A 23,291-nucleotide genomic window follows, 5' to 3' on the forward strand; every position below is an offset into this window, starting at 1 on the left:
CGGGTCTATAGTCAGCGAACATTCAGAGGATTGCGCCATGAGCGAACACCCTGCCGATCGCCGCCGTTTCAAACGAATTGCGTTCGATGCCCGAACCGAGCTGAGCCAAGGAGAATTCATCTGGCCGGTGAAGCTGATCGACTTGTCCCTCAAGGGACTGCTGATCGAGCGCCCCGAGCCGTGGCTGGGTGATCGGGAAAACAGTTTTTCCATCGAGATTCATCTCACTAACGAGATCGAGATCAAGATGGACGTGCAATTGACGCACGACGATAACCGCCATTTGGGTTTCGTTTGCCGGCACATCAGCCTGGAATCCATTGAGCGTCTGCGGCGGTTGATTGAACTCAACCTCGGCGATCCGCAAGAGCTGGAGCGGGAGCTTGGCGCGCTTATAGACGCATGACCCCCCTTGTAGGAGCCGGCTTGCTGGCGAAGGTGGCACTAAGCACAACACAAGGCTCAAGGCCCGTCGCCAGCAAGCCGGCTTCTACAAAGGGAGCTGGTTTATTCGAACAACGCGTCGAGTGCCTGCTCCAGACGCGTCACGGCAATAATCTGCAACCCCGGTGGCGCTTCCTTCGGCGCATTGCCTTTGGGCACGATGGCCCGTTTGAAGCCGTGCTTGGCGGCTTCTTTCAAACGTTCCTGACCGCTCGGCACCGGGCGTACCTCGCCAGACAAACCGACTTCGCCGAACACCAGCAGATCATGGGGCAATGGCCGGTTGCGCAAGCTGGACATGACCGCTGCCATCAACGCCAGGTCGGAAGCGGTTTCCAACACCTTCACGCCACCCACTACGTTGAGGAATACGTCCTGATCGTGGGTCGGAATGCCGCCATGACGGTGTAACACCGCCAGCAACATCGCCAGACGATTCTGATCCAGGCCCAGCGTGACCCGGCGCGGGTTGGCCAGATGGCTGTCATCCACCAACGCCTGGACTTCCACCAGCATCGGTCGGGTCCCTTCCCACGTCGCCATGACCACACTGCCCGGTACTTCCTCCTGAGCACGCGTCAGAAAAATCGCCGACGGATTGGAGACTTCCTTCAGGCCCTTGTCGGTCATGCCGAACACGCCCAGTTCGTTGACCGCGCCGAAACGATTTTTCACTGCCCGCAGCAAGCGCAGACGACCATCGGATTCGCCCTCGAAATACAACACGGTGTCGACCATGTGCTCAAGCACTCGCGGCCCGGCCAATGCGCCCTCTTTCGTCACGTGGCCGACCAGGAAAATCGCCGTGCCGCTCTGCTTGGCGTAGCGCACCAGCAATGCCGCGCTCTCCCGAACCTGAGACACGCCGCCCGGTGCCGATTGCAGTTGTTCGGTGAAAATTGTCTGGATCGAGTCGATCACCATGACCTTGGGCTTTTCGAGCCGAGCAGTGGCGATGATGGTTTCGATGCAGGTTTCGGTCATGACGCGCAGTTGATCCTGCGGTAATCCCAGGCGCCGGGCGCGCATGGCTACCTGTTGCTGGGACTCTTCGCCGGTGACATACAACGCCGGCATGCTTTTGGCGAGGTTGCACAAGGTTTGCAACAGGATGGTTGATTTGCCGATGCCGGGGTCACCGCCGATCAGCACTACCGAGCCGTCCACCAGACCACCGCCCAAGACTCGATCCAGCTCGCTGGAGGCGGTGGAAAAGCGCGGGATCTCTTCGACACTGACTTCGGCCAGGGTTTTGATCTGCGCCTGTTGGCCGGTCCAGCCGGTGCGACCGCTGGGGGCCGCAGCGCCGCCACTCTCGACCATGGTTTCGGTCAAGGTGTTCCAGGCTCCGCACTCGCCGCACTGGCCCGCCCACTTGGGGAACGTTGAGCCGCACTCGGTGCAGCCGTACATGCGTTTGGCCTTGGCCATCTGAACTCCCGGCAAAAAACGCGATGATAGCTCAGCTGGACTGAATCGGCGCGAAGCTGTTGCCCAATGAAAGAAACTTCAGCAGCAATTATTCGATTATCGGAAACGTAACCTTCGAGTGACAGTCCCACAGAATTTGTACAACTTTGCGCATCGACAGCCCAATCCAGATCTGGGTCGGATCAATCAATAAAAAACAAAAGCTGTACAAGCCTTTTATATCTCGACAGGAGAACGTACAACATTACTTCAATAAATTAGGGCTCAACAAAACATATCAAATTACTGGCAATATAATAGCACGCACAACTTGCCACCCCCCACGACCTATACATTCAAACAAACAATGTAAAAGATCCCGAATCTAATTGTTCCTTGCAACAAGCCCATATTTGCAATCACTTATTCCCTCTCAAACTTTCATGCACCTCTCCATTGCGGCAAGCAGAGGCGGACGAGTGACGGACTGAATGCGCTGGCACCGATAGAGCATGCCCCCAGAGTGATGGGGCAGTGCGGGCAATCGCTCAGGAATGATGGCACTTTGTAAACTTTTCCCCGAGGACCCGGTCGATAGCAGGCAAACGCTGTAAGCAGTTGTTTCGAGCGAGATGCCTTTGACTGATTTACACTGCGTTACCAACCTCATCTGTAACAAGGAAATAACCTATGGGCGTGATAAGTGAGTTCAAGGCCTTCGCGGTCAAGGGTAATGTGGTCGACATGGCCGTTGGTATCATCATCGGCGCAGCCTTTGGCAAGATCGTTTCGTCGTTTGTCGGAGACGTGGTGATGCCGCCAATCGGCCTGTTGATCGGAGGGGTGGATTTCAGTGACCTGGCCATTACGCTCAAGGCAGCCAACGGGGATATCCCCGCAGTGGTGCTGGCGTACGGCAAATTCATCCAGAGCATGATCGACTTCATCATCGTCGCGTTCGCGATCTTCATGGGCGTAAAAGCCATCAACCGCTTGAAGCGCGAAGAGGCCGTTGCACCAACGCTGCCGCCTGTTCCAACCAAGGAAGAAGAGCTGCTGAGCGAGATTCGCGATCTGCTCAAGGCCCAGAACAACCGGCCTGAGTGACGTGATGCATTCAAGAGCGGCGCCTTCGGGGCGCCGTTTTTTTTACCAGTAGTTTTCCACCGCGACGTGTCCGGGGCGCCGGCTGAGGCTCAAGTGCATGTCGCGCTGTTTAAGCAGTTTGCGCGTGTCATCGATCATCTGCGGATTGCCGCAAAGCATGACCCGCGAATGCTCGGCCGTCAGTGCCACACCCGCCACCCGCTCGAGTTCGCCATTGTCTATCAGCGTCGTAATCCGGCCATTCAAGGTGCCCGGATGCTCCTCACGCGTGACGGTGGCGATGAATTGCAGCTTGTGTGCGTACTCGGCCAGATAGTCACGTTGCGCCAACCCCGAGATCAGGTCCTGGTAAGCCAACTCCCTGGCTTCACGTACGCTGTAGACCAGGATGATTCTTTCGAATTTCTCCCAGACTTCGAAGTCCTGCAGGATCGACAAAAACGGCGCCACGCCGGTGCCTGTGGATAACAACCAGAGATCACGTCCGTCAGCAAAACGGTCAAGCGTCAGGTAACCAAAGGCCTGACGGTCGACCAGCAGGGTATCGCCCTCGCCCAGCCGGCTCAGCTCACTGGTGAACTCGCCGCCCGGCACCACAATGGAAAAGAACTCGAGGAACTCGTCATAGGGTGAAGAGACCATGGAATAGGCACGCCACACAGTGCTGCCATCGGCCTTGGTAACCCCCAGCCGGGCGAACTGCCCGGCACGAAATCGAAAGCCCGGATCCCGGGTCGTGCGCAGAGTGAACAGGTTCGGGGTCAACGGCTGGACGTCGAGCAGGGTCTGGCGTGTGAATTTTTCTGCGCTGGCAGTCATGGGGCGCTCCATTGAACGGGTGACTCCAGTGTCCCGCAAAACATGCAAATTAAACACTTACTGTTTGTAGTGCCTTTAATGCGTATTGTGAAAACACCTATCGCCAAAAACATAAACTTTTACGGACCATACAGTTAATTTGCAAAATTCACATTAAGGCTGTCATTCAATGTTCATCCTTTTTACACCTATATTGTTAGAACCAGATATTTAGTTTTTAAAGGTCTAACAAGCCAAATAGTCTCACCGTACATGTAGGATTCATCCTACACTCGTTGCGTGCTGGATCTCGGATCCAATCAGCACCCCAGAGAAGATTGGATAATGGAGATACATAATGGAGCAGTGGAAGGAAACGCAGCTTACCCAATTGTCGTACACGACCGACATAGAAAATGCATATCGGATTGCACTTGGATTTGCGAAAAATATCGGGTTTCAATTTTTCGCCATTTCAACTACTTACCCAACAAAAAACAATCAAGCCAATACCATCCGACGCAACAATTACCCTCTCGACTGGAACAACGAATATGAACAAAAGAATCTGAAATCAATAGATCCAGTAGTAGCCCATTGCAATCACTCCATGATGCCGGTTCTATGGAGCGAAAACCTTTTCTGCAAGGTTCCTTCACTGTGGGAGGCCCTTGTAGCGCAAGGTTTGGAGCACGGCTGGTCACAATCGTTTCACGACGAAGAGAGTGGCCTATGCAGCATTTTGAGCCTGGCCAGAAGCCATTGTCCGATCACGGCAATGGAGCTGTATGAGAATCTTGGCTTCTCAGTGTTCATGTGCAGTCATCTCCATGCGTTGATCGCACAATCGCTGCCCAAGAGTCCTGCGAAACCGCCAGGCCCGCATCTATCGCCAAGGGAAATCGACGTTCTGGAACTGGCAGCGGACGGCAAGACGGCAGAACAAAGCGCGAAAATTCTTAATCTGAGCGCACGAACCATCCATTTCCACATTCAAAGTGCGATCGATAAACTCGGGGTCAGCAACAAGATTGCCGCCATTATCGCCGCCCTCAAGGCCGGCTACCTCAACCGCACCTCGATCCGTTGACCGGTTAAAACCTGCGAGTAATCCAAAAGAAAAAAACGTACCATTCGCGACGCCTCCAGAGTGTTGCCGTGTGAACCTTCACGACGCAGTACACTTGGACGGTCTCGCCCGCTACAACGCCCCTGGGCCGCGGGAAACCCGTTGATTACCCAGAGCCCCGCCCCATGCCTTTGCTCGAAACACCCTTCGCCCGCCTCGACCTGATCCGCCAGCCCGAACAGCAGAACGAACCGCTGCAAGCGTTCGATGCCGCCGACGAATACCTGCTCAACCATCTGGCAGGACAGCAACCGACCGCGAACACCCGCGTGCTGGTGCTCAATGACAGTTTCGGCGCATTGGCCGCCAGTCTGGCAGGCAAGGTTCAGGTCACCACGAGCGGCGATTCGTTCCTGGCCTTCCAGGGGCTGGAAAAGAACCTGATCCGCAACGGCCAGGCGTTTGATGCGGTGCCGAGCGTGCCTGCCAGCGAAACAGTCACCGGCCCGTTTGACCGGGTGCTGATCCGGGTACCGAAAACCCTGGCCTTGCTGGAGGAACAACTGATCCGCCTGCAAAATCAGCTGGCCCCCGGCGCCCAAGTGATTGCCGGTGCCATGATCAAGCATCTGCCGCGGGCTGCCGGGGACTTGCTGGAGCGCTACATTGGTCCGGTGCAGGCCTCATTGGCGGTGAAAAAGGCCCGGCTGTTGATCGCAACGGTTGAAGCCAAAGCTTCCGCGACGTCCCCCTACCCGACCCGCTATCGACTCGACACGCCGTCCATCGAGCTGCTCAACCACGCCAACGTATTTTGCCGCGAGGGTCTGGACATCGGCACGCGGGCGTTTCTCCCGCACTTGCCGACGAACCTTGGCGCGGTGCGGGTCGCCGACCTCGGTTGCGGCAACGGTGTACTGGCCATCGCCAGTGCCCTGCAAAATCCCGAAGCGCACTACACGCTGGTGGACGAGTCCTTTATGGCTGTGCAATCGGCTGCCGAAAACTGGCGCGCAGCGCTGGGTGATCGGGACGTGATCGTGCGTCCCGGAGATGGTTTGGCCGGGCAGGAACCACAATCACTGGACGTGGTGCTGTGCAACCCGCCATTTCATCAGCAACAAGTGGTGGGTGACTTTCTGGCCTGGCGGATGTTCCAGCAAGCCCGGGAAGCACTGGTGGTGGGCGGCGCGCTGTATATCGTCGGCAATCGACATCTGGGGTATCACAGCAAGCTGGCGCGGTTGTTCCGCGGCGTCGAACAAGTGGCAGCCACACCGAAGTTCGTGATCCTCAAAGCCCGAAAATAACTCCGGGCAAAAAAAACCCTCCAGCGCAGGAGGGTTGTAAATCCGTGCCATAAGGCATCGGGATGGGATCTTGCGAATCAGTGCGTCGACAGGCCTGCTGCATTCATGAACATGCGCATCAGGCTCGCGACGATGAACAGCGCCACCACGCTGCCGGTCCAGATCATCGCCAGCCAGCCGAGTCGCTGCCAGAGCGGTTTTTTCTCTGCGGCTTCGATTTCCTGCAAGGAATGTTTGCCAGCCATCATCATGATCTCCTCTGAAATGGCGCAGGTTTCAACCCTGCGCCATTGCGGTGTGCGCTAGTGGTAGCCATCTTCGTGGGTAACCTTGCCGCGGAACACGTAGTAGCTCCAAAAGGTGTAACCCAGGATAAACGGGATGATGAACAACGTCCCCACCAGCATGAAACCCTGACTCTGCGGCGGCGCGGCGGCGTCCCAGATCGAGATCGACGGCGGCACGATATTCGGCCAAAGGCTGATGCCCAGACCGCTGTAGCCGAGGAAGATCAGCACCAGCGTCAGCAGGAATGGCGTGTAATGCGCATTGCGGGCCACGGCGCGGATCAGACCGTACATGGTCACCAGCACCAGAATCGGCACCGGCAGGAACCAGAACAGATTCGGCAGCGTGAACCAGCGAGCGGCAATCTCGGCATGGGCCAGCGGGGTCCAGATGCTGACGATGCCGATCACTGCCAACACCACGAAGGCCAGCGGCCGCGCCAGGTCATGCATCTGTTGCTGCAACTTGCCTTCGGTTTTCATGATCAGCCAGGTGCAACCCAGCAGCGCATAAGCCACCACCAGTGCGAGACCGCAGAACATCGTAAATGGCGTCAACCAGTCCAGTGAACCGCCGGCGAACTGACGGTTGACCACCGGCAATCCATCAATGAACGCCCCCAGAGCCACACCCTGGAAGAACGTCGCGGCGATCGAACCACCGATGAACGCTTTATCCCAGAGGTGGCGTTTGTCGTCCTTGGCCTTGAAGCGGAACTCGAACGCCACACCGCGGAAGATAAGCCCGATCAACATGAAAATCAGCGGCAGGTAAAGCGCCGAGAGCACCACCGAGTACGCCAGCGGAAAGGCGCCGAACAACGCCGCGCCCCCCAGGACCAGCCAGGTTTCATTGCCGTCCCACACCGGTGCGACGGTGTTCATCATCACGTCACGGTCGGTCTTGCCCGGGATGAATGGAAAGAGAATCCCGATCCCCAGGTCGAAACCGTCCATGACCACGTACATCATGATGCCGAAGATGATGATCACGGCCCAGATCAGCGGAAGATCAATACCCATGATTCAAATCTCCTTTTGCAGGCTGGGGTCGTGGTCGGCGTCGGCGGGATCGTCGGCGGCGGACAGCGGACGAGCCGGCGTACGTTTCTTGCCTGGACCGCCATCGGGCGTTTCCGCGCCTTCGTCGATCTTCGGCCCTTTGCGCACCAGACGCATCATGTACCCCAGGCCGGCCCCGAACAGCGCGAAATAGACCACGACGAACAGGACCAGCGTGATGCTCATCTGCATGAAACTGTGATTGGACGACGCGTCTGCCGTGCGCATCAAACCGTAGACCACCCACGGCTGGCGGCCGATTTCAGTGGTAAACCAACCGGCGAGGATCGCGATCAGGCCGGACGGGCCCATCCACAACGCCAGATAGAGGAACGGTCGCGAGGTGTACAGCTTGTCGCGCTTGCGCAGCCACAGGCTCCACAAACCGGTGAAGATCATCAGCATGCCCAGACCGACCATGATCCGGAACGACCAGAAAACGATGGTCGAATTAGGCCGGTCTTCAGGCGGGAACTCCTTGAGCGCCGGCACCTGTTTGTCCAGGGAGTGCGTGAGGATCAGGCTGCCCAGGTACGGGATTTCAACGGCAAATCTGGTCTTCTCGGCTTTCATGTCCGGCCAGCCGAACAGGATCAGCGGAGTCGGTTCATCGCCGTGGTTTTCCCAGTGACCTTCGATCGCCGCGATTTTCGCCGGTTGGTGCTTCAACGTGTTGAGGCCGTGGAAGTCACCGATGACCGCCTGGATCGGCGCCACGATCAGGGCCATCCACATGGCCATCGAGAGCATGGTGCGGATCGCCGGGTTGTCCTTGCCGCGTAGCAAATGCCAGGCCGCCGAAGAACCGACGAAGAACGCCGTCGCCACGAACGCAGCCGTTGCCATGTGCATGAGGCGGTACGGGAACGAAGGATTGAAGATCACCGCCAGCCAGTCGGTTGGAATGACCTGGCCGTTGATGATTTCGTAGCCTTGAGGGGTCTGCATCCAACTATTGGAAGCGAGAATCCAGAACGTCGAGATCAACGTGCCGATGGCGACCATGACCGTGGCGAAAAAGTGCAGGTTGCGCCCGACCTTGTTCCAGCCGAACAGCATGACCCCAAGGAACCCGGCTTCGAGGAAGAAGGCCGTCAACACTTCGTACGTCAGCAACGGCCCGGTCACGGAACCGGCGAAATCCGAGAATCGGCTCCAGTTGGTGCCGAACTGATAGGCCATGACCAGCCCGGAGACCACGCCCATGCCGAAGTTGACGGCAAAGATCTTCGACCAGAAGTGGTACAGGTCGCGGTAGGTATCGTTATGGGTTTTCAGCCACAAGCCTTCGAGTACCGCCAGGTAACTCGCCAGACCGATGGTGATGGCCGGGAACAGGATGTGGAACGAGATGGTGAACGCGAACTGAATTCGGGCGAGATCAAGCGCCTCCAAACCGAACATAAGTCTTCCTCTGTCAGGTAATACCGGCTGAAGGCTTGCGGCCTGCACCCACTGCCCCCACGGATATGGAGTGTGGCGAATTTGAATTCGTTCTTCTTTTTACCAACATCACACGTAGGGAATCTGGCCATCTGGCCGCCGGATCAATTCCAGAAAGGTTTTGATCTGGATCAAGCATGGCTGAAAGAGTAGTCCGGTTTTGGGGGATGGACGGTGTGGTCTTTTGCCGCGTGACAGGTTGCCTCATAGCCCTGGCAATCAGTCGCAACACATTTCCTGCAGGATCGGTGTCTAGCTATCTAAATTTGCCAGACCTGCAACTTCTAGTTACAGGTTGGTGATAATCTCGGACCTCCCCTCGCTCAAGATCCGCCTCAGATGCCCAGCCAAGCGCCCTTGCTGTTACGTCATCACCGCCCTTTCATCGCGTTCTGGCTGGCTCGGGTGTTTACCGCCAGCGGCTTTCAGATGCTCACTGTCGCCATCGGCTGGAATCTCTATCAACTGACCGGCAACGTGCTGGACCTGGGCCTGGTCGGCCTGGTGGAATTTGCCCCGCGGGTGCTGTTCATGTTGCACACCGGGCATGTCGCCGATCGCTATGATCGCCGCAAAGTCGCGGCCATCTGTCAGTCACTGCAGGCGTTGATTGCGCTGACACTGGCGATTGGCGGTGCCACCGGCCACGTTACCCGGGAAATGATCTTCGTCCTGGCGTTTCTGCTCGGCGCCGCTCGCTCCTTCGAGATGCCGACCACCCAGGCGCTGCTACCAAGCATCGTTCCCGCTGCGCTGTTCCCCCGCGCCGTCGCCGCTGCACAGTCGGCGCAACAATCGGCAACCATCGTCGCCCCGGCCCTCGGTGGTTTGCTGTATGCCTTCGGCAGCGTCTGGGTCTACGGGCCGACCGTGATCCTTTATGTGATCGCCTGCCTGTTGATGCTCAACCTGCCCGCCCGGCAAACGCCCCTGAACAAAGGCAAGGCGACCCTGGATTCGCTGCTGGCAGGTGTCCGCTTCATTCGCAGTCGTCCGGATATTCTCGGCGCGATTTCCCTCGATCTGTTTGCCGTCCTGTTGGGGGGCGCGACGGCGTTGCTGCCGGTGTTCGCCAAGGACATCCTGCTGACCGGGCCATGGGGATTGGGTCTGCTGCGCTCCGCTCCAGCAGTCGGTGCGTTGCTGATGTCGCTTTGGCTGGCGCGTTTCTCGGTGGATCGCAAGGTCGGTCGGGTGATGTTTACCGCTGTCGGTGTGTTTGGCGTCGCGACCATCGCGTTCGGTCTTTCGACTTCGTTCTGGTTCTCACTGGCCGTGCTGGTGGTGTTGGGCGCGGCAGACATGATCAGCATGGTGATCCGCGCGTCCTTCGTTCAGCTGGAAACACCGGATGAAATGCGTGGCCGGGTCAGCGCTGTGAACGGTCTGTTCATCGGCGCTTCGAATCAGTTGGGCGAGTTCGAATCCGGCCTCACCGCCCACTGGTTTGGCACCGTGCCGGCGGTGGTCATGGGCGGCATCGGCACGCTGGTGGTGACCGGGGTGTGGATCAAGCTATTCCCCACACTGGCCAACCGTGATCGCATGCATGTGCCGGCTGAGGAGGCCAGGGTTTAAACGACCAGCTCCCCCGCCACCGTCGCCCGGGTCGCCTTGCCGCACAGTTGTTCCACCAGCGTCAGGGCAAACGCCAAAGCGCCCCCGGAACCTTGAGCGGTAATGCAGTTTCCATCGACCACCACCGGTTGATCGACAAAGTTGCAGCCCGACAGCTGATGACTCGCCGAAGGCAGGCAGGTCATCCGCCGCTGTCGCAGGACGCCAAAGGCTTGCAGGGCCACGGCCGGGGCTTCGGCGATGGCGGCGAACAGACGACCTGCCGCCGCCTGATCCTTGATCAATTGCTGCAAGGGTTGATGGGCAGCCAGATGCTGAGCACCGACTGCACCACCGGGCAGTGCGATCAAGTCAAACGGCTGGGCCAGCAAATCCACCAGCATCGCATCGGCCGTCACTCGGGTACCGCGGGCACAGGTGAGCATGCGCCGCCCCTCGATGCTGGCCACCACCACTTCGACCTTGGCGCGGCGCAGTACATCGATCAGCGTTACTGTTTGCAGGTCATCGATGCCCTCGGCGAGGGTAATCAGAGCTCTAAAGGTCATGGGCGCGGTCCACAGGATGATCTTTAAAGCGTAGTCAGCTTTCCTGACCCTTGTTCGAACCGGCCGTTACTTGATGTAAAGCTGTGTCGACATTGTGTTGCCCGGCGCGTTGATGGACGTGTTGCTGAAGGTGAAGGTGCCTTCCTGCTTGCCGGCCAGATCGAAGACATACAGGTAGCCGACCGTTTTTCTGCCGACGGTGCAATCGGTCAGGTTGCCGTTATCGAACGCACACACAGGGGTCCGGGTGCCGTTCACGTCAAAACCGTCCAGCCCGACTTGCGCCTTGCGGCCGTAGCCGACTTCCAGCACGTAGATTTTGATGTTCGGCCCGCTGTGATCGCAGCGTGTCTTCTCCTGCCCTTCGCCGATGTCTTCAAACCCACAGGCCGGCGATTCGACCTTGAGCACCTTGACCTGGCTCAACGGCGCCGCCGAGGCCGCCGAAGCGGTTTGCGCCCCCGGCAACAAGGCAATCAATGCTCCAAATACGGTAACCAGACGCTTTTTCATGCAATCCCCATGTCCCCCAAAAACCAGCGCGCAGTATGGCGCACTTGGCTTTAACGCAAAACATCGACGACGATCACCACCATAAGCAGCCACAACCCCACGTGGCTGGTATGATGCGCGGCTTTTTCCGACCCACAGAAAATTACCAGGCGCCTGCAGCGGTCTGTGCTTTGCTGTTGAGGTCGATACATTCACGGCGCCGGGCGCGCCACGGGGAGCAGACATGCTGGAAAGGCTGTTTCAACTCAAGGCACACAACACCAACGTGCGGACCGAGATTCTTGCGGGCGTCACGACCTTCCTGGCCATGGCCTACATTCTGTTCGTCAACCCGAGCATCCTCGGCGAGACCGGCATGGACAAGGGCGCAGTGTTTGTCGCGACCTGCCTGGCAGCCGCCATCGGCTCCACGACCATGGGCCTGATCGCCAACTATCCGATCGCCCTCGCACCGGGCATGGGCCTGAACGCGTTCTTCACCTACACCGTGGTCCTGCACATGGGCCATACCTGGCAAGTGGCGCTGGGGGCGGTGTTCATCTCGGCCGTGTGCTTCTTCCTGTTGTCGATCTTCCGCATTCGGGAATGGATCATCAACAGTATCCCGCTGCCGCTGCGTTCGGCGATTGCCGCCGGTATCGGCCTGTTCCTGGCGCTGATTGCCCTGCACAACGCCGGCATCGTGGTCAGCAATCCGGCGACCATGGTCGGCCTCGGTGACCTGAAACAACCGGCACCGATCCTCGCAACGCTTGGTTTTGCACTGATCGTTGCCCTCGAGGCTCTGGCCGTGCGCGGTGCGGTGCTGATCGGGATTCTGGTCGTGACCATCGCGTCGATTGCCCTGGGTTTCACCCCGTTCGGCGGCGTGATGTCGATGCCGCCATCGCTGGCGCCGACCTTCCTGCAACTGGACATCAAGGGTGCACTGGACATCGGTCTGGTCAGCGTGATCTTCGCCTTCCTGTTCGTCGACCTGTTCGACAACTCCGGCACCCTGATTGGTGTCGCCAAGCGCGCCGGCCTGATGGGCAAGGACGGCCACATGCCGAAAATGGGGCGCGCCCTGATCGCCGACAGCACCGCGGCGATGGCGGGTTCGTTGCTGGGTACTTCGACGACCACCAGCTACATCGAATCCGCAGCCGGCGTGAGTGCCGGTGGCCGCACCGGTCTGACGGCCATTGTGGTGGCGTTTCTGTTCCTGCTGGCACTGTTCTTCTCGCCGTTGGCCGCCAGCGTTCCGGCGTTCGCCACGGCACCGGCACTGCTGTTCGTCGCGGTACTGATGACTTCCGGCCTGGCCGAAATAGACTGGGACGACATCACCGTTGCCGCACCGGTCGTGGTCACAGCGCTGGCCATGCCGTTCACTTATTCCATCGCCAACGGCATCGCCTTCGGTTTCATTTCCTGGACCGCAATCAAGTTGCTGTCCGGTCGCGGCCGTGAGCTGAACCCGGCACTGGTGATTCTGTCGATTCTGTTCGTGATCAAGTTGGGTTGGTTCAACGCATGACTTTTGATTCCCAGGCTTACACCGTTCAGCTCGAAGAAAAGGTTTCTCGCCTGCGCGACCTGCTGGCCCCGTTCGATGCACCTGAGCCAGCCGTGTTCGATTCGCCGCTGAAAAACTTCCGCCTGCGTGCCGAATTCCGCCTCTGGCGTGAAGCCGGCGAACGTCACTACGCGATGTTTTCCCAGGAAGACAAACGCACGCCGATCCTGATCGACGAGTTTCCGATTGCCAGCCTGCGCATCAACGAGTTGATGCCACAGCTCAAGGCCGCGTGGAAAGCCAGTGCGGCCCTGAGCCACAAACTGTTTCAGGTGGAGTTCCTGACCACCCTGGCCGGCGATGCGATGATTACCCTGTGCTATCACCGCCCGCTGGATGAACACTGGCATGCGGCGGCGTCGAAGCTGGCGGCAGACCTGAACGTCAGCGTGATCGGCCGCTCGAAAGGCAAACGCGAAGTGATCGGCCATGATTACGTGGTCGAGAAACTGGACGTCGGTGGCCGCACCTTCAGCTATCGCCAGCCCGAAGGCGCGTTCACCCAGCCGAACGGCACCGTGAACCAGAAGATGCTCAACTGGGCTTACGACGCCCTCGGTGATCGCCCGGACGATTTGCTGGAGCTGTATTGCGGCAACGGTAACTTCACGCTGCCGCTCGCGACCCGCGTGCGTAAAGTGCTGGCCACCGAGATCAGCAAGACCTCGGTCAACGCGGCGCTGAGCAACCTCAGCGAAAACGCAGTGGATAACGTCACGCTGGTGCGTTTGTCCGCCGAGGAGTTGACCGAAGCCCTGAACGAAGTCCGCCCGTTCCGGCGCCTGCACGGTATCGACCTCAAGAGCTATGAGTTCGGTAGCGTCTTCGTCGACCCGCCTCGCGCCGGCATGGACCCGGACACCTGCGAGCTGACCCGGCGTTTCGACAATATCCTTTACATTTCCTGCAACCCGGAAACCCTGGCGGCCAACATCGCCCAACTGCACGACACCCACCGCATTACTCAATGCGCGATGTTCGACCAGTTCCCGTGGACCCACCACATGGAATCCGGGGTGTTGTTGACCCGGCGCTGATTGCATTCGCCCGATACAAAACAGCCGTCAAAACGACGGCTTTTTTGTGCGTGCTCAAACGGGGACATCCGGCTTGCGCGGACGCCCACCCTTGCGACCATTGGCCCGCGCTGCCTCAGCCTTGGCAGCGCTGCTTTGGCGACCATTGCGCGAAGCGATGACCGAGGCGGCCATGTCCATCAGCGGCTTGCTCGCAGAAATCATCCCGGCGATGGACACATGCAAATCCTTGCCCTCATGGCAAAGGGCGGTTCCAGAAAAGCCGACTTTCAGGTCCGCGAAATCCTCGACCTCGAAACCATCGAATTCCGGATAGTGCTGAACCGGCAGCAGCACACCACTGCCATCAATGAAACTGACGGCCAGACACGGTTCCAAAAAGGTCACGCCCGTCGCCTGCAAACCGTTTTTGTGGCGCACTTGCCCTCGCCGGATGGCGTCATCCAGCACGGCCTCACTCACGGGCCGGTCGGCCAGTATCCCTGCCTCTATCGTTTTCATAGTTTTATCTCCACGCCCTCCGAAGCGCCAAACAGCGCCAGCAAGGTCTTGTTCGTCTCGGGCTCATAGCAAGCCGAGCAAATCATGTCAGTCGTACTCGCAATCCTTTTCACCACCAGGACTTCGCTGGTCCGCCAGTCCCATATCTGATGATCGAGGCAGACCGTGTTCAGCCTTTCCCACCAGATCGTTCGAGCGCGACGCAAGTGGGCGGGTTGCCTGAGTGCGTGACGCAGGCCTTCCAGCACGGCGATTGGTGGCCGGTTGGAATGAGGAGCCACATCCCACAGCTCGACACCGTTGTGCCAAAAGCTGAATTTGAAGCGTGCGCTCCAGGCTCCGGCGTCCACATGCGCGTGCGGCGGACAGTGCTCATCACGCAGCATGATCACGACTGAAAGCCCTTTGTAGCTGAACAATTTCATACTAACCCATCCGTTAGGTTATTGAGTCTCATGACTCGCCATTCCTTGAACAATCCGATAACCGGTGCTGACCTTCATTCAGTTCCCGGAACTTGAGGCTAGCGTCCCAGGCCTACCCTGGCTCGGCAATCAGGGGCAAAAATGGTAAGCAATCCTTTCACCAATTTGATAAACACTGCGTCAGGCCCTTCATTTGATCCCCGGTGTAATCAATCATGCAGCGAACATTCGACGATCTTCAGCTCGGCAGCATTGAGCTGTTTTGCCTCGCCGCTGAAGCAGGCAGCTTTACCGCCGCAGCGCTGGTGGCAGGCGTAACGCCCGCAGCGGTGAGCCGTTCGGTGTCGCGCATGGAAGAACGCCTGGGCGTGCGGTTGTTCGCGCGCACCACGCGCAGCGTCAAACTGACTGACAGCGGGCGCCGGTATTACGAAGAATGCCGTCAGGCGCTGGCGCAATTGGTCGAGGCCCAACGCGAAGTGATGGGCCAGCAGCAGGAGCCTTCCGGCACCTTGCGCATCAGCATTCCCACAACGTATGCGCATCACCGGATCCTGCCGCTGCTACCGGCGTTTCGGGAGCGCTTTCCGCAGGTGAAAGTCGAGTCGCACATCAGCAATCGCAACATTGATTTCGTCGGTGAAGGCTATGACCTGGCCATTCGCGTAAGGGCGATTCCGGATTCCGGGCTGATCGCCCGCCAGCTTGAGGACGCGGAACTGGTGATGATTGCCAGCCCTGATTACCTGAAGCGCGCGGGCACTCCGCAAACCCTGGACGATCTCAAACAGCACGAATGCATCCAGTACGAATTGCCCAGCAGCGGTCGGCGAATTGCCTGGTTGTTCAACGACCATGGCGAGCAACGCGAGATTCAGGCCGAGGGCAATTTCAGTTGTTCCGATGATGTTCTGGGCGGCGTGACGCTGGCCAAACATGGGGCGGGTTTGTTCCAGACCTATCGTTTTATCGTTGAAAGCGAACTGGCCAATGGCTCGCTGGTGGAGCTCCTCAAACCTTATGGTGGACGCTCGCGGCCGTTCACCCTGCTCTATCCACAAAGTCGTCACATGCCGCTTCGGCTAAGGGCGTTTATCGATTTTCTGGTTGAGCATTTGCCGCGCTAAAAGATCGCAGCCTTTGGCAGCTCCTACAGTGGGAACGCGTTTTCCTGTAGGAACTGCAAAAGGCTGCAAACTTTGTAATTGTCCGATCACCGCACACAAATGTCCGGTTCGCCGCCGCTTCAATTGACCATATTAACCATCTGGTACATTTTATCTCCACAGGCTGAACTTCAGCCAATGCCAAAAATAAAAAGTGGAGAGACCCCGATGAACCCTATCGTTCTGGTGCTCAACGGCCCGAACCTGAACTTGCTGGGCACCCGTGAACCGGCGACTTACGGTCACGAAACCCTGGCAGACATCTCAGCGTTGTGCGGCCGTGCCGCCGAAGAATTCGGCCTGGCAGTAGAGTTTCGCCAGACCAACCATGAAGGCGAATTGCTCGACTGGATTCACGCCGCCCGCGGCCGTTGCGCCGGGATCGTCATCAACCCGGCCGCCTGGACCCACACCTCCGTCGCCATTCGCGACGCCCTGGTCGCCAGCGAACTGCCGGTCATCGAAGTCCACCTGTCCAACGTCCACGCCCGCGAACCCTTTCGCCACCACTCCTTCGTGTCGGCCATTGCCACCGCGGTGATGGCCGGTTTCGGCAGCCACGGCTATCGCCTGGCACTTGAACATTTCAGCCTGCGCTTGAAGGGGTGAACGCCGTGACTCAGAACAACGCTGTACTGGCCGGTCTGATCGGTGCCGGCATTCAGGCGTCCCGTACTCCCGCACTGCATGAGCATGAGGGCGATGCCCAGGGTTTGCGTTATCTCTACCGCCTGATTGACCTCGACCAGCTCAAACTCGACAGCAATGCCCTGCCCGACTTGCTGATGGCGGCCGAGCAGATGAATTTCACCGGCCTGAACATCACCTTTCCGTGCAAGCAGACGATCATCCCGCTGCTCGACGAATTGTCACCGGAAGCCCGCGGCATCGGTGCGGTGAACACGGTGGTGTTGAAGGACGGCAAACGCATCGGCCACAACACCGATTGCCTGGGCTTTGCCGAAGGTTTTCGGCGTGGTCTGCAGGGCGTTGCCGTTGAGCGTGTCGTCCAGATGGGCGCAGGAGGGGCCGGCGCGGCGGTGGCCCACGCGTTATTGAGCGAAGGCGTACGACTGCTGAGCATTTTCGATGTGGACAATAGTCGCGCTCAGGCGCTGGCAAACAACCTTAATCAGCATTTTGGCGCTGGCCGAGCGGTGGCGGGTCATGATCTGCCGAGCACGCTGGCTCAGGCCGACGGACTGGTCAACACCACCCCCATGGGCATGAAAAAACTGCCTGGCATGCCGGTGCCGGTGGAGTTGCTTCGCAAACAGTTGTGGGTGGCGGAGATCGTTTACTTTCCGCTGGAAACCGAACTGCTGCGCAACGCCCGCGCCTTGGGTTGCCGGACGCTGGATGGCGGCAACATGGCGGTGTTTCAGGCGGTGAAGGCGTTTGAATTGTTCAGCGGCGTGGTGCCGGATGCGCAGCGGATGCTGGCGCATTTTCAGAGCATGAATGGTTGAGGTTGAAATGAACTCGGACCTGTAGGAGCCGGCTTGCTGGCGATGGCGATCTCAAAGGCGCTATCGCCAGCAAGCCGGCTCCTACAAAGCCAGCACACACCGCAATCAGTCCTGCAGGTATCGCAACACCGACTCGCAAATCATCTCCCGATGACGCCGCTTGATGCTTTCGTCCGGCAAGTCGATCTGAAAAATCTCACCGAACGTATGGCGGTTCGACACGCGATAGAAACAGAACGAGCTGATCAGCAGATGCACATCCAAAGGATCAAGCCCCGCCCGGAACACACCCTCTTCAGCCCCGCGACGCAAAATCACACCCAGTGAATCGAGAATGGTGTTGTTCATCGCCTTGATCGCATCGGAACGCTTCACGAATTCCGCGTTGTGAATGTTCTCGATGCTGACGATGCGCACGAAATCGACATTGCGATCATGGTGATCGAAGGTGAACTCCACCAGCCGCCGAATCGCCTCCACGGGCGCCAGTTCGGCCAGGTGCAGGCGGTTTTCGGTGTTGCGGATATCGCCGTAGAGTTTCTCCAGCACCTCGATGTAGAGCTGTTCCTTACTGCCGAAGTAGTAATAGATCATGCGTTTGGAGGTGTGAATGCGCTCGGCGATCGCATCGACGCGAGCACCGGAAAGTCCCTGCTGGACGAACTCTACAATGGCTTCTTGCAGAATGTTCTCGCGGGTCTTTTCCGGGTTGTTCTTGCGACTCTTGCGGGGCTCGGCCATGGGTTCGTCGGGCGCTACGGAGAGTTCTGAGGTTATTGTCATTGCGGGCTCACGGCCATCACTGCACAGGCTGGCGATTATGAGCCGCGCCGCACAGTGAAGGAAGCCGCGCGGCAGCGGTTTAACCTCGCGTTTACGAAATTGCTACAACTTGGCCTGGCGCAGGGCACCGCTGCGGGATTTGGCCATGGCCGCCAGTCGCACCGCCACGTTGGCCGCGCCATAACCGGCGTAGCCATTCTTGCGCTGGATGATTTCAAAGAAAAACCGCCCTTCGAACGGCTCCGTGTAAACGTGGAACAGCTCGCCACCCTGGGCATCACGGTCGTAGAGCACGTTGTAATAGGCGAGTTCACTGAGGAATTCATCATCAAAATCGAACCGCGCAGCCAGGTCGTCGTAATAATTGAGCGGGATATCCAGCAACGGTACGCCCGCCTGCTTGGCGCGACTGACTTCGGCAAAGATATCGTCGCAATCAAACGCAATGTGATGCACGCCAGAACCGCGATAACTCGACAGTGCGTGTGAGATCGCGGTGTTGCGGTTTTCGGAAATGTTCAGCGGCAAGCGGATCGAACTGTCGCGACTGCGCAGCGCCCGACTCTTCACCAGACCGTAGGGGTCCGGCAGCACCACTTCGTCGTCGGCTTCGAAATCCAGCAGGCTCTTGTAGAACAGCACCCAACTGTCGAGGCTGTCGGCCGGCAACGCCATGGCCATGTGGTCGATGCGCTTGAGGCCACCGCTGGCCACGGCGGCCGGTTGCAGATTGAAGTCGGTGCCATAGACGTCGGCGTTCTGGTCCACCAGATAAATCAGGCTGCCATCCGGCGCACGTACCGCCGCCAGTTCCAGCTCATTGGGGCCGACCAGTCCGCGATACGGCTGACCTTTGTAAGCCACCGCCCGGGCGAGCGCGCTTGCGCTGTCCTTGACCCGCACGGCGGTGGCGCACAGCGACGGGCCGTGTGCCTCGAAGAAACTGTGACCGAACGAGTACGGCTCGGAATTGAGGATCAGGTTGATGTCGCCCTGACGCATCAGGCTCACGCTTTTGGAGCGGTGCTGGCCGGCCTTGACGAAACCCAGTCGCTCCAGCCAGTGAGAAAGCTTGGCGCCGAGGCTTTCGTCCACGGCGAATTCGAGAAACTCGATACCGTTGTATTCGCTGGCCTCGGGAGTCTCGAACAAAATGTCGGCGCAAGCCGTTGGTTGGTTTTCCTGCGCCAGCCGTTCGCGGGTTTTCTCTTCCAGGTACAGCAACGAACGCAAGCCGTCGGCGGCGTTGGCCCGTGGCGGCGCGGCGCGGAAGCCATCGTTGAAAATTTCCAGCGACAACGGCCCGGTGTAGCCACTCTTGATGATCGGTGCGAGAAACCCCGGCAAGTCGAATTCGCCCTGGCCCGGAAAACAGCGGAAATGGCGGCTCCACTCCAGCACGTCCATGGCCAGGATCGGCGCGTCGGCCATTTGCACGAAGAAAATCTTGTCGCCGGGAATGTCGGCGATGGCACTCGGATCGCCCTTTAGCGACAGCGTGTGGAAACTGTCCAGCAACACACCCAGGCTCGGATGATCAGCCTGTCGAACGATGTTCCACACCTGTTGCCAGGTGTTCACATGCCGCCCCCAGGCCAACGCTTCGTAACCGATTCGCAGGCCGCGCGCACCGGCGTGTTCGGCCAGCAATCGCAAGTCGTCGACGAGGATTTGTTCATCACCGATGGCGTCGGCCGAAGCGTTGCTGCACACCAGCACCAGGTCGGTGCCCAGTTCCTGCATCAGGTCGAATTTGCGCTCGGCCCGTTCCAGGTTGCGTGGCAGGCGATCGCGGCGGCAGCCTTCGAAATCCCGGAACGGCTGGAACAGTGTGATGGCGATCCCGAGATCAGCGCACATCTGCCTGATTTCCCGTGGGCTACCGTCATAGTAGAGAAGGTCGTTTTCGAAAATCTCCACCCCGTCGAAACCGGCGGCGGCAATGGCTTCGAGTTTTTCCGGCAGGGTACCGCTCAAGGACACGGTGGCAATGGAACGCTGCATATTTCGACTCCCGGTGGTGGAGGCTGTCTTTTCAGGGCCTGGCACGCTTACGATTTATGTAGGAGCCGGCTTGCTGGCGATGGCAATCTTGCGGACGCCATCGCCAGCAAGCCGGCTCCTACAAGGACCGCGTTTTTCTTGACGTGAATTATTGGCTGCAAGATCCTGCACAGCAATTCAAAGTGTACTATCCGGTTAGTTTTACGTGCGATTATCGAACACTATGACACTTGGCGAATTGACGATTTTTCGTCCACTGCCCACCATCCACCCCACATTGAGTCCGGTCACACACATCGGTCTCGGTGACCCAAGACTCAGAACACCACATAAAAATAATCGGTGGCCTACATGACTCCTTCCCAAAGCTCTCCCGTGGAGCGTTCCTCCATGACTCCTGCCGCTGGCGGCATCGGCGACAAGATCCGCGGCGCCATGGCCGTCGGCAAAACCCGTTGGGGCATGCTGGCGCTGGTGTTTTTCGCCACCACCCTGAACTACATCGACCGCGCCGCGCTGGGCGTCATGCAGCCCATCCTCGCCAAGGAAATGAGCTGGACGGCGATGGACTACGCCAACATCAACTTCTGGTTTCAGGTGGGCTACGCCATCGGTTTCGTGCTGCAAGGCCGGTTGATCGACAGGGTCGGCGTGAAGCGCGTGTTCTTCTGCGCGGTGCTGCTCTGGAGCCTGGCGACCGGTGCCCATGGCCTGGCCACCTCGGCGGTCGGGTTCATGGTCTGCCGCTTTATCCTCGGGCTGACCGAAGCCGCCAACTATCCGGCTTGCGTGAAAACCACGCGGTTGTGGTTTCCGGCCGGCGAGCGCGCCGTGGCGACCGGCATTTTCAACGCCGGCACCAACGTCGGGGCGATGTTCACACCGATGCTGCTGCCGTTGATCCTCCACGCGTGGGGCTGGCAGGCGGCGTTCCTGTGCATGGCGTCACTGGGTGGTATCTGGTTGCTGTTCTGGGGCTTGAAGTACTTCAACCCGGAAGATCACCCGAGCGTTAAACAGTCGGAGCTGGACTACATCCAGAAGGAAGTCGAACCGGAACAGGCCCGCGTACCGTTCTCCCGAATCCTGCGCATGCGCGGCACCTGGGCCTTCGCCCTCGCCTACTCGATGACGGCTCCGGTGTTCTGGTTCTACCTGTACTGGCTGCCACCGTTCCTCAATCAGCAATACAACCTGGGGATCAACGTGACCCAGATGGGTATTCCGCTGATCATCATCTACCTCACGGCCGACTTCGGCAGCGTCGGCGGCGGCATTCTTTCCTCGTTCCTGATCGGTCGCGGAATCAACCCGATCAAGGCGCGACTGATGTCCATGTTCCTGTTCGCCTGCTGCATCATCGGCGTGATCATGGCGGCCGGTTCAAGCAGTCTGTGGGTCGCGGTCTTCGCCATCTCCCTGGCCATCGGCGCTCACCAGGCCTGGACCGCGAACATCTGGAGCCTGGTGATGGACTACACGCCTAAACACATGATGAGTACGGTGTTCGGTTTCGGCGGCATGTGCGCGGCCATCGGCGGGATGTTCATGACCCAGTTGGTCGGTCATATCCTGACGGTCACCAACAACAACTACACCGTGCTGTTCACCCTGATTCCGGCGATGTACTTCATCGCGCTGATCTGGATGTACTTCATGGCGCCGCGCAAGATTCCGACCGTTACTGAGTAAAGTTCGACGCAATACCCTGTGGGAGCGAACCTTTATGGTGAGGGGACTTGTCCCCTCGCCACAAAGGTTCGCTCCCACAGTTCGTTCGCCGCGGCTACCGGCGACTCTGTTGCCACGCCGCCGCCAATCCGCTGCAGCAAATCACCGCGATCCCCACAATCGTGGTCAGGGTCGGCGTGTGAGAAAACAGCAACCAGCCCAGCAAACCGGCAAACACAATCTGGCAATAGCCGAACGGCGCCAGCAACGCCGGGGCTGCGTGGCGGAAAGCCTGGGTCAGAAACAGATGCGCCGTCATCCCGCAGGCGCCCAGCGCCACCATCATCAAGCCATGCCCAACGCTTGGCACTTGCCAGAAGAACGGCACCAGCGCACTCATCACCAGGGTGTTGCACAGGCCGGCAAAGAAGTTGCTGGTGGTCGGGCTGTCGATCTCACTGAGCTTGCGAGTGAGCAATTGATAGAAGCAGAAAAACAGCGCCGAGCAGAGCGGCAGCAGAACCGCTGGCGTGAACAGATCGCCGCCGGGGTGGACGATGATCAACACGCCGACAAAGCCGCAAATCACCGCGATCCATTGGCCACGGGTGACGCGCTCACGCAACAGCGGCACCGACAGTGCAGTCACCAGAACCGGAGCGAGAAAGTTGACCGCCGTGGCTTCAGCCAACGGGATGTACTGCAAGCCGGTGGTGAAAAACAGACTGGTGCCCAGCAAGCACAACGCCCTCAGCAACTGCAGCATCGGCCGTTTAGTGCGCAGGACGCGCAACCCGGACTGCGGCAGAAAAATCCCGGCCATCAATAAGGTGTGAACCACATAACGGGCCCAGACCACCATGACAATCGGGTAGAACCCCGAAAGGTATTTCGACAAGGCGTCATGGCTGGAGAAAAGGAAGGTGGCGACGACGATCAGCAAAATCCCTTTGAAGGGTTGGTTTACGCCGGAGAGCGGAGTGCTGACGGTCATGGATTGCCCTTGTGCCTCGCGAATTCAATCTAAATTTAGAACCTGGTTCCAGATTCTCACATAGCCACTCTGTAAAACCGGGCGAACAGCGCACACAATTTTCAGCCGAGCTGC

The 23,291-nt window shown here is 58.8% G+C and carries 23 protein-coding genes; 11 read left to right on the plus strand and 12 right to left on the minus strand.

Annotated elements, in window-relative coordinates; all coding sequences use genetic code 11:
* Positions 1-37 precede the first annotated feature (37 nt).
* Positions 38-406 (plus strand): PilZ domain-containing protein, encoded by a 369-nt coding sequence (locus PMI01S_RS09580; protein WP_084319543.1) that lies wholly within the window; start codon positions 38-40, stop codon positions 404-406.
* A 101-nt stretch (positions 407-507) separates the two neighbouring features.
* Here the strand turns inward: PMI01S_RS09580 and radA are convergent, their stop codons facing one another.
* Positions 508-1,875 carry a DNA repair protein RadA gene (gene radA, locus PMI01S_RS09585; protein ID WP_007946583.1) on the minus strand — a complete coding sequence of 456 codons (1,368 nt, stop codon included), beginning with the start codon at positions 1,873-1,875 and terminating at the stop codon, positions 508-510.
* Between the two features lie 669 nt (positions 1,876-2,544).
* On the opposite strand from radA, the gene mscL reads away from it, so the two are divergent.
* A complete protein-coding gene (gene mscL, locus PMI01S_RS09590; RefSeq protein WP_084319545.1) occupies positions 2,545-2,961 on the plus strand; it encodes a large-conductance mechanosensitive channel protein MscL in 417 nt (138 codons plus the stop codon).
* A 42-nt stretch (positions 2,962-3,003) separates the two neighbouring features.
* Here mscL and PMI01S_RS09595 read toward each other — a convergent pair whose 3' ends face one another.
* Complete coding sequence (locus tag PMI01S_RS09595; RefSeq protein ID WP_084319547.1) at positions 3,004-3,780, minus strand: ferredoxin--NADP reductase; 777 nt, start codon at positions 3,778-3,780, stop codon at positions 3,004-3,006.
* 337 nt (positions 3,781-4,117) lie between these two features.
* On the opposite strand from PMI01S_RS09595, the gene PMI01S_RS09600 reads away from it, so the two are divergent.
* A complete protein-coding gene (locus tag PMI01S_RS09600; RefSeq protein WP_084319549.1) occupies positions 4,118-4,849 on the plus strand; it encodes a helix-turn-helix transcriptional regulator in 732 nt (243 codons plus the stop codon).
* Between the two features lie 164 nt (positions 4,850-5,013).
* Positions 5,014-6,138, plus strand: coding sequence for a methyltransferase (locus PMI01S_RS09605; RefSeq protein ID WP_084319551.1), 1,125 nt, complete (start codon positions 5,014-5,016; stop codon positions 6,136-6,138).
* Between the two features lie 77 nt (positions 6,139-6,215).
* On the opposite strand, the gene PMI01S_RS09610 is transcribed toward PMI01S_RS09605, so the two are convergent.
* The 3 genes from PMI01S_RS09610 to PMI01S_RS09620 are packed head-to-tail and all read right to left on the minus strand — an operon-like array spanning position 6,216 to position 8,891.
* Complete coding sequence (locus PMI01S_RS09610) at positions 6,216-6,383, minus strand: DUF2474 domain-containing protein (protein ID WP_064680606.1); 168 nt, start codon at positions 6,381-6,383, stop codon at positions 6,216-6,218.
* A gap of 57 nt (positions 6,384-6,440) precedes the next feature.
* Positions 6,441-7,448 carry a cytochrome d ubiquinol oxidase subunit II gene (gene cydB / locus PMI01S_RS09615; protein ID WP_084319553.1) on the minus strand — a complete coding sequence of 336 codons (1,008 nt, stop codon included), beginning with the start codon at positions 7,446-7,448 and terminating at the stop codon, positions 6,441-6,443.
* Positions 7,449-7,451: 3 nt separating this feature from the next.
* On the minus strand, positions 7,452-8,891 hold the full coding sequence (locus PMI01S_RS09620; protein ID WP_084319555.1) for a cytochrome ubiquinol oxidase subunit I: 1,440 nt from the start codon (positions 8,889-8,891) through the stop codon (positions 7,452-7,454).
* Positions 8,892-9,269: 378 nt separating this feature from the next.
* On the opposite strand from PMI01S_RS09620, the gene PMI01S_RS09625 reads away from it, so the two are divergent.
* On the plus strand, positions 9,270-10,508 hold the full coding sequence (locus tag PMI01S_RS09625; protein ID WP_084319557.1) for an MFS transporter: 1,239 nt from the start codon (positions 9,270-9,272) through the stop codon (positions 10,506-10,508).
* Here the strand turns inward: PMI01S_RS09625 and PMI01S_RS09630 are convergent.
* Both PMI01S_RS09630 and PMI01S_RS09635 read right to left on the minus strand, forming a co-directional pair.
* A complete protein-coding gene (locus PMI01S_RS09630) occupies positions 10,505-11,056 on the minus strand; it encodes a DJ-1 family glyoxalase III (protein ID WP_084319559.1) in 552 nt (183 codons plus the stop codon). The two genes, PMI01S_RS09625 and PMI01S_RS09630, sit on opposite strands and share 4 nt — an antisense overlap.
* Positions 11,057-11,122: 66 nt before the next feature.
* Complete coding sequence (locus PMI01S_RS09635) at positions 11,123-11,569, minus strand: DUF4879 domain-containing protein (protein ID WP_084319561.1); 447 nt, start codon at positions 11,567-11,569, stop codon at positions 11,123-11,125.
* A 223-nt stretch (positions 11,570-11,792) separates the two neighbouring features.
* Here PMI01S_RS09635 and PMI01S_RS09640 point away from each other — a divergent pair, with 223 nt between their 5' ends.
* Both PMI01S_RS09640 and trmA read left to right on the plus strand, forming a co-directional pair.
* Positions 11,793-13,088, plus strand: a complete 1,296-nt coding sequence (locus PMI01S_RS09640; protein WP_084319563.1) for an NCS2 family permease — start codon at positions 11,793-11,795, stop codon at positions 13,086-13,088.
* Positions 13,085-14,164, plus strand: coding sequence for a tRNA (uridine(54)-C5)-methyltransferase TrmA (gene trmA / locus PMI01S_RS09645; RefSeq protein ID WP_084319565.1), 1,080 nt, complete (start codon positions 13,085-13,087; stop codon positions 14,162-14,164). Before PMI01S_RS09640 ends, trmA begins: the two co-directional genes overlap by 4 nt.
* Positions 14,165-14,218: 54 nt before the next feature.
* On the opposite strand, the gene PMI01S_RS09650 is transcribed toward trmA, so the two are convergent.
* The gene (locus tag PMI01S_RS09650; protein ID WP_084319567.1) at positions 14,219-14,665 is read right to left on the minus strand and encodes a DUF2442 domain-containing protein; all 447 of its coding nucleotides are present in this window, start codon (positions 14,663-14,665) and stop codon (positions 14,219-14,221) included.
* Positions 14,662-15,090, minus strand: coding sequence for a DUF4160 domain-containing protein (locus tag PMI01S_RS09655; RefSeq protein WP_084319569.1), 429 nt, complete (start codon positions 15,088-15,090; stop codon positions 14,662-14,664). The genes PMI01S_RS09650 and PMI01S_RS09655 overlap by 4 nt, the downstream gene beginning before the upstream one ends.
* A 215-nt stretch (positions 15,091-15,305) precedes the next feature.
* Between PMI01S_RS09655 and PMI01S_RS09660 the strand changes: the two genes are divergently transcribed.
* From PMI01S_RS09660 to PMI01S_RS09670, 3 genes are all read left to right on the plus strand, one after another.
* Positions 15,306-16,217, plus strand: coding sequence for a LysR family transcriptional regulator (locus tag PMI01S_RS09660; RefSeq protein WP_084319571.1), 912 nt, complete (start codon positions 15,306-15,308; stop codon positions 16,215-16,217).
* Between the two features lie 207 nt (positions 16,218-16,424).
* On the plus strand, positions 16,425-16,865 hold the full coding sequence (gene aroQ, locus PMI01S_RS09665; protein ID WP_084319573.1) for a type II 3-dehydroquinate dehydratase: 441 nt from the start codon (positions 16,425-16,427) through the stop codon (positions 16,863-16,865).
* A 5-nt stretch (positions 16,866-16,870) separates the two neighbouring features.
* The gene (locus PMI01S_RS09670) at positions 16,871-17,725 is read left to right on the plus strand and encodes a shikimate dehydrogenase (RefSeq protein WP_084319621.1); all 855 of its coding nucleotides are present in this window, start codon (positions 16,871-16,873) and stop codon (positions 17,723-17,725) included.
* A gap of 105 nt (positions 17,726-17,830) precedes the next feature.
* Here PMI01S_RS09670 and PMI01S_RS09675 read toward each other — a convergent pair whose 3' ends face one another.
* Together PMI01S_RS09675 and quiC are read right to left on the minus strand one after the other, a co-directional pair.
* Complete coding sequence (locus PMI01S_RS09675) at positions 17,831-18,508, minus strand: TetR/AcrR family transcriptional regulator (protein ID WP_084319575.1); 678 nt, start codon at positions 18,506-18,508, stop codon at positions 17,831-17,833.
* Between the two features lie 102 nt (positions 18,509-18,610).
* On the minus strand, positions 18,611-20,512 hold the full coding sequence (quiC, locus tag PMI01S_RS09680; RefSeq protein ID WP_084319577.1) for a 3-dehydroshikimate dehydratase QuiC: 1,902 nt from the start codon (positions 20,510-20,512) through the stop codon (positions 18,611-18,613).
* A gap of 390 nt (positions 20,513-20,902) precedes the next feature.
* Here quiC and PMI01S_RS09685 point away from each other — a divergent pair, with 390 nt between their 5' ends.
* Positions 20,903-22,204 (plus strand): MFS transporter, encoded by a 1,302-nt coding sequence (locus tag PMI01S_RS09685; protein ID WP_235864448.1) that lies wholly within the window; start codon positions 20,903-20,905, stop codon positions 22,202-22,204.
* A 94-nt stretch (positions 22,205-22,298) separates the two neighbouring features.
* On the opposite strand, the gene PMI01S_RS09690 is transcribed toward PMI01S_RS09685, so the two are convergent.
* Positions 22,299-23,177 carry a DMT family transporter gene (locus PMI01S_RS09690; protein ID WP_084319581.1) on the minus strand — a complete coding sequence of 293 codons (879 nt, stop codon included), beginning with the start codon at positions 23,175-23,177 and terminating at the stop codon, positions 22,299-22,301.
* Positions 23,178-23,291: the final 114 nt, after the last annotated feature.

The sequence above is a fragment of the Pseudomonas migulae NBRC 103157 genome (assembly GCF_002091715.1).
Taxonomy (GTDB): Bacteria; Pseudomonadota; Gammaproteobacteria; order Pseudomonadales; family Pseudomonadaceae; genus Aquipseudomonas; species Aquipseudomonas migulae_A.